Source organism: Anaerococcus sp. (assembly GCF_022770135.1).
Taxonomy (GTDB): domain Bacteria; phylum Bacillota; class Clostridia; order Tissierellales; family Peptoniphilaceae; genus Anaerococcus.
The window spans coordinates 1-3,752 of the sequence record NZ_JALEIL010000041.1; the positions used below are offsets into that span (position 1 = coordinate 1).

Genomic DNA, 3,752 nt, shown 5'->3' on the forward strand with positions numbered 1-3,752 from the left:
TTTACCCCGTAGTTTTGGGTCTTGGTGTTAGTTTTATCTATCTTTCCTACTAGGCTAAGTTTTAGTAGATATCCTGCTGGGACATCTAGGTCGACCTTTTCTTGGTAAGGGATATTGGTTGAGAATTCTCTTTGAATCTCAAATCCTTTCTCACCTGCCTTATAGTAGTCAAGTTTGATTTCCGCATCCTCCTTCTTTATATTATCTAGGGATATTTTATATTCGATTTTGTTTTTCTCTAAGGATTTGCTCTCTTCGTCAGCCTTATCTTTGGATAAGATGTAGTCTGTGTAGACAATCCTATCATCTTTTCCGTCTTCGTCTTCTTTGATGTAGGCGATGTGTCTTAGGTCGTCTTCCTTTTCTTTGACACTGGTTAGTCTCAATTCCTTAAGATCAGGATCATCTTCATTTTCAAATTCTACAAATTTATGTGAAATTCTTTGAAGATCGATATTATATCCATCAATATCCAAGGACATGTCAACAGAATATAGCTTTTTGCTATCTATAGCCTTCTTGTCGATTGGAGCTTCTAGGACGTATTCGATAGACTTTTCTACACTTGGGCTTGTGATAGCTAGAGAATTTAGACCGTCTTTGTCGTTTTTCTCCTCCCTGTAATCGATGTTTGCCCCATCTTCTGATAGGTCCTTAACTTCCTTGACATTAATGTCTCTTAGGCTTTGGTTCTTGTTTGTGGCAAGAGAAAGAGTCATCTTTCTTTCTGGATCATGGTCGGTGTCTTTGATCTTTTCTACTTTTATAGTATAGATTATTCCGTCATGATCATCGTTTAAACTTGCCTTGTGGCTTATCTTGTAAGCTCTCCTGTCAGTTTCGGATAAAACGATATTCTCGCTTGTATCCTCATTTGTTTCGTTCTCTTCAACATACTCATCTTCGTATTCGCTATTATCAGCGATTCTGATGGATGTTGGCATTTGCTTATTCTTGTTTTTTGACAAGCCAATAGCATAGACATTGCTTGGTATTGATATAGTTATAGCCAAAGTCAATGCGAATAGCTTTAAAGCAAATTCTTTTAATCTACCTTTCATAAAATCCCCCTTGTTAAATATTTTTTTATATAAATTGCAAATTACACAAAATTTATAATTTACCTATTATCCTAACTATATTTTAATACATATGAGAATTTTTTACAAGGCTTAATCTTCACATTTTCTTAAAAATTTATATCCTAAGATAATTTAAATGAAAAAAGAGTTATTTATTATACATATAGTAGGAAGTTATTCAATAAAAAATGCCAGAGTCTTATAGAGATAAGTCTGGCATTAGCTTATGATAAGCTTAATATATTAAATTGAGTAAGTTCTCTAACTTGTCAAATCAAGGCTTCCAAAGACTTTTTATCTTTTATATTTACCAACTTGTCTGAAACTTCTATGAGCCCGTCTTTATCCATTTTAGATAAGCTCCTAGAAAGGGATGGACGCGTTGTTGCGAGATAGTCGGCCCACTCTTCCCTTGAAATAGATAGATGAACTATTCCATCATCTTCATTGTCAAGGAGGAAGGCTGCGATTTTCTGTTTGAGATTGGCTTGGGAGTTGATTTGATTTTTCTTGGATAGCTTGAGGCTTTTATTAGCAAGGATATCTATGAAGTTTAGGCGTAGATTCTTCGAACTTGTCCTCATCATAAGTTTTCTAAAGTCCTTGATTACGAAGACCTCGCTATCCTTATCTGCCTCAGCCCAAAAATCGTAGGGCTTTTTAAGATAAGCATAGACTTCTCCAAAAATTGCTGGCTTGTTGAAGCTTGCAATGATATAGCGCTTACCCTCTGGGTCGATCTTGTAGACCTTGACACTGCCCTTTTTTAGATAATAAAAGTCCTCCTTGACCTCGTCTTTTTTGAATATGTGACTGCCCTTGGGGTAGACCATCTCGTAAGTTTGACCCAAAAGCTCTATTTCTCTTAGCTCTTCATCTGTTAGATTTTTGAAAATAGGTATTTCTCTAAGATCCATACTAAACCTTCCTTCTATATATATAGTAAAACACTTGCTATTATTATACGATAGCAAAAAAGGCCCCGCAGGGTCATAAAGTGTAGACAAAATCAAAATAACCCTTATTTCGACCGAACGGAGTGAGTGGAGAAATCTAATGAGATCTCTCCGTGTGTTCGTTTCACTCACACTAAAACCTTATAACAAATATGAGCTTAGATTTTAGGGTCAAATGTGCCAGTTAAGGCACATTTAACTAGTCGAGATAAGGGTAACTTAACGATAAAATAAATTTCGATTGAAGTTACTTTGTCTGCAGTCTGAGACCCCGCAGGGTCCAATTATTTATCTTCCTTAAGGAAAAATATATCATAGATCAAAAACAAGGCCAAAAGGACTGCAAAGCCTAGAAAAGCCCTGGTCAAACTTTCTGTCTTAAGCAAGTTCTTGAAAAAAACTAGGGCGAAGGGAGAGGCCATAGCCCCGAGATTGTTTCCAGCAAACATTATGCCTGTGGCTTTAGTTATATGTCTTTGGTCCATATGATTTTCCAAATCTCCTACCGCATAGGATATGCAAATCGCTTGGGCAAAGGTCGTAAGGGCAAGGCCTAGGACTAAAAGAAGGATAGACTTATCAGTGATGGCAATTATAAGACTGCCTAAAATCATCATGAAGGTCGCAAGGCTTAGAGACTTCTTTTCGAAAATATTATAAAAGTTCCCAAAGGCAAAGCCTCCAACCATGCCCACAAGCATTATGAAAATCGTATAAAGGCTAATCGCCTCTCCCAAGACTCCATTGACCGCAAGGACTGTAGGAAATCTTAGATTCATGGCATTATTGGCCATTATAGCTACCATGGAGAGGACTATGTAGAAAATCACGAACCTATTGGCCCTAAACTTCCCCGAATCTTCCTTCTTGGCTACCTGAGTATCGGGAACGTTTCTTAGGAAAAATATCAAAGGAAATAGGGCGAGTACATAAATCGCAAAGCTTAGGTAAAAATCACCCTTGCCGATAAGTCCCGCAAGGAGGATGGATACTATTAGTCCAATCATCTCGAAGGCGTTTCTGTAGCCCATAAGCCTAGCCTTCTTCGCTCCCTTGTTGAAAATCCCTATATAAGTCGAAGCATTGGTCGCATAAATCCCCACGCCAGTTCCAAGAATCAACCTATTTAGAATAATAGCAAGCTGATTTCTAAAAATTAGAGGAATTATCCCACTAAGAGCCACAAGAGAAAGACCTAAGATAGTAGACTTCCTCATACCAATTTTCTCATTAATCTCTCCTGCCAAAAGCAAGAAAATAGTCGCACTAATAGCATTAAGGCTTAGAATAATCTCGGTCGTGCTAAGAGATAGGCCAAGCTCTTCTATAATACTAGGGGCAAATTGATTTATAGCAACATTTGTCGTGTGAAAGAGGGCGATTCCAAGCACCGCCCAGTCTCTTTTCTGAATTTTATCCATAATCTTCCTTTAATCTTCATCAAATATTGGAATTGTAAATCCTATAAAAACTTACTTCATTATTATCATCAATATTAAACTCTAAGATAGGACAATTGGCAAAATACTTGCTGGTTTCAAAAAAGTCTACTAATAAAAATATATTATGCTTCTAATTTTTGTAAATCTATAACTACACCGTTTACTTATGGGTTAAATGAAATATATCAGTGATTGAAAAAATATAATCCTTCCATAAAGCACCTATATGTTTTTCAAAAATAAGACCATTTGCTCTATAGTCATTAGAGATT

General features: G+C 36.5%; 3 protein-coding genes. All 3 read right to left on the reverse strand.

All coding sequences use genetic code 11. The annotated features are described in order from the left end of the window. The coding region (locus MRZ08_RS01545) for a hypothetical protein (protein ID WP_297378524.1) at positions 1-1,061 on the reverse strand (1,061 nt) is incomplete at its 3' end. Between the two features lie 290 nt (positions 1,062-1,351). Further along, the gene (locus tag MRZ08_RS01550; RefSeq protein WP_297378527.1) at positions 1,352-1,999 is read right to left on the reverse strand and encodes a Crp/Fnr family transcriptional regulator; all 648 of its coding nucleotides are present in this window, start codon (positions 1,997-1,999) and stop codon (positions 1,352-1,354) included. A 323-nt stretch (positions 2,000-2,322) separates the two neighbouring features. After that, positions 2,323-3,459, reverse strand: coding sequence for an MFS transporter (locus MRZ08_RS01555; RefSeq protein WP_297378530.1), 1,137 nt, complete (start codon positions 3,457-3,459; stop codon positions 2,323-2,325). Positions 3,460-3,752 lie beyond the last annotated feature (293 nt).